The 2,276-nt window shown below is 62.6% G+C and carries 2 protein-coding genes and 1 pseudogene; all 3 read right to left on the bottom strand.

What is annotated here, in order from left to right; translation table 11 throughout:
* On the bottom strand, positions 1 to 1,239 hold a 1,239-nt coding region (locus tag ACFWF3_RS32860; protein WP_379317779.1), incomplete at its 3' end, for a flavin-containing monooxygenase.
* Positions 1,223 to 2,008: an alpha/beta hydrolase gene (locus ACFWF3_RS32865; RefSeq protein WP_379317781.1), complete on the bottom strand. Its 786-nt coding sequence runs from the start codon at positions 2,006 to 2,008 to the stop codon at positions 1,223 to 1,225. The genes ACFWF3_RS32860 and ACFWF3_RS32865, both read right to left, overlap by 17 nt.
* A gap of 160 nt (positions 2,009 to 2,168) precedes the next feature.
* Positions 2,169 to 2,276: pseudogene (locus ACFWF3_RS32870) on the bottom strand (malate dehydrogenase); the annotation flags it as partial.

The following is a 2,276-nucleotide window of genomic DNA, read 5'->3' on the forward strand; positions in this document are numbered from 1 at the left end:
GGTGCGGGGTCCAGCCTCCCATGCTTCCTTCAAGCTGCGCCCTCCTCGTCCTCGGATATCGATGCGATTCAGTGGGCCGGTCATGCTGTCATAGCCAGTTGCCATCACGATGGCGTCGAAGGAAAACCGGTGTTGTGTGGTGGTGAGGCCTACCTCCGTGAAGCTGGTGATCGGTTCTTCACGGACATCGACGAGGTCCACGTGGGCCTGGTTGAACGTCGCGTAGTAGTCGGTGTCGACACAGATTCGCTTGGCGCCGATGGGGTAGTCCCGAGGCGTGAGCCGTTCGGCCACCGCGGGGTCGTCGACGATCATGGCGATTCGCTGCCGCACGAATTCGGCAACTTCATTGTTGGCTTCGAGGTCTGTGCCCACGTCATGGAATGCGGTGAGAAATACGTTGCCACCGTTGTGCCAGTAGCGGTCGAGGATGCCGTCGCGATCTCGGTTACTCATCGCGCGTGCGCCGGTCAAGCCGTACACGATGCCTGTCCCGGTGGGGCATTGACGAGCGCGCTCGCGAAGCATGGCGTGGTTCTTTCGGGCGTAGGCATGCTCGTCGGCGTTCAAAGGCCTGTTGCGGGCGGGCAGTGAGTAGTTCGGTGTCCGTTGGAAGACTGTCAATTGCCCTGCCTGGCGGGCGATTTCGGGGATGACTTGGATTCCGGAGGAGCCTGTTCCGATGACAGCGACATTCTTCCCCGTGAAATCGACGTCCTCGTGTGGCCATCTACCGGTGTGGTAAATGGCGCCGGCGAAGCGATCCATACCGGAAAACTGAGGCACTGATGCTGCAGAGAGACAACCGACTGCCGTGAGGAGGTAGCGAGCTCGTGTGAGGTTCCCGCTGCTGGTCAGTACGCTCCACGTCGCAGTTGTTTCGTCGAACTCGGCGCAGGTCACACGGATGTCGAACTCGATGTGCTTGTGCAGATCGAGTTTGTGGGCGATCCACTGGGCGTAGCGGAGGATCTCGGGCTGGCTGGCGAAGCGTTCGCTCCAGTCCCACTGCTGTACCAGTTCGGGGTCGAAGGAATAGCTGTAGGAGAGACTCTCGACATCGCAGCGCGCTCCCGGATATCGGTTCCAATACCAGGTTCCCCCGACGGTCTGTCCCGCCTCGAACGCAAGGACCGAGAAGCCGTGTTCACGCAACTTGTGGATCGCGTACATCCCCGCGAACCCTGCGCCGATAACGACAACGTCGTAGTCGGCAGCCGCACTAGATGATTCGGCCATGGTCGTCCTTCGAGATAGGCATCGTGTTCGCAGCGTCGAACGCCCGCCGTAGGGCGATGCGCAGGTCCTCCTGCATCAGTCGGGAGACGCGAGCCTCGGCGACTGCGGCGGCAGAGCCGTGGAAAGTGCCCGGATACATATGTAGCTCAACCGGGACGCCAGCTTGCACCAGGCGCTGGGCGTATTCGATCGCCTCGTCGCGAAGGGGATCGAACTCGCAGGCGGTGACGTACGCCGGGGGTAGGCCGCGCAAGTCGGGTTCACGTGCTGGTGCGGCGAAGGGCGGTGCGCCGCCATTCCTATCCGAACCCAGATATGCGTTCCAGCTGATTTCGGCATTGGTTCGAGACCAGTTCGGGGTGTCGGTAAACTCTCGCATGGACGGCGTCTGCAACCTGTCGTCGATAACAGGGCTGTCGAGAACCTGGAAGCAGATGGGCGGGCCACTGAGGTCCCGCGACATCAATGTCATTGCCGCCGCCAAGCACCCACCCGCACTGAGACCGCCCACTGCCACTCGTGCCGGATCGATGTTCAGGTCGACGGGGTCTTCGCAGATCCATCGAAGCGCGGCATAGCCGTCCTCGACGGCGGCAGGATACGGGTGCTCTGGCGCGAGCCGGTAGTCGACAGATACGACGACCACGCCGAGGACCTGCGAAATCTGGACGAGGTCTCTGAGTTCTCCCTCTGCATCGCCGACAACAAATCCACCGCCGTGGAACCACAGCAGCGCTGGCATCGGCTTCTCGATGTTCTGGGGCTTCAACGTCTTGACGGTGACCTCGTGCCCACTGGGCGCTGGAATGCGAAGAGTGCTCAACTCCAGTCCGCTGGGGACCGTCAAACGTAGCGGCTCGCTGATCTGTCGTGCCGTTGGTGGAGCCGAGGTCGGCGACGGTGACCCGGCCGTCCCGGGCGACGGTCACCATGCCCTTGGTGCGGGGGCGGGCGCCGACCAGCAGCGCGACGTTGGCGCCGTCGAAGCCGACGTTCGGGTCGTCGGTGATCTCGATGCCCTGGAGCAGCGGGAAGGC

This window comes from Nocardia sp. NPDC060220, from assembly GCF_042727815.1.
GTDB lineage: Bacteria > Actinomycetota > Actinomycetes > Mycobacteriales > Mycobacteriaceae > Nocardia.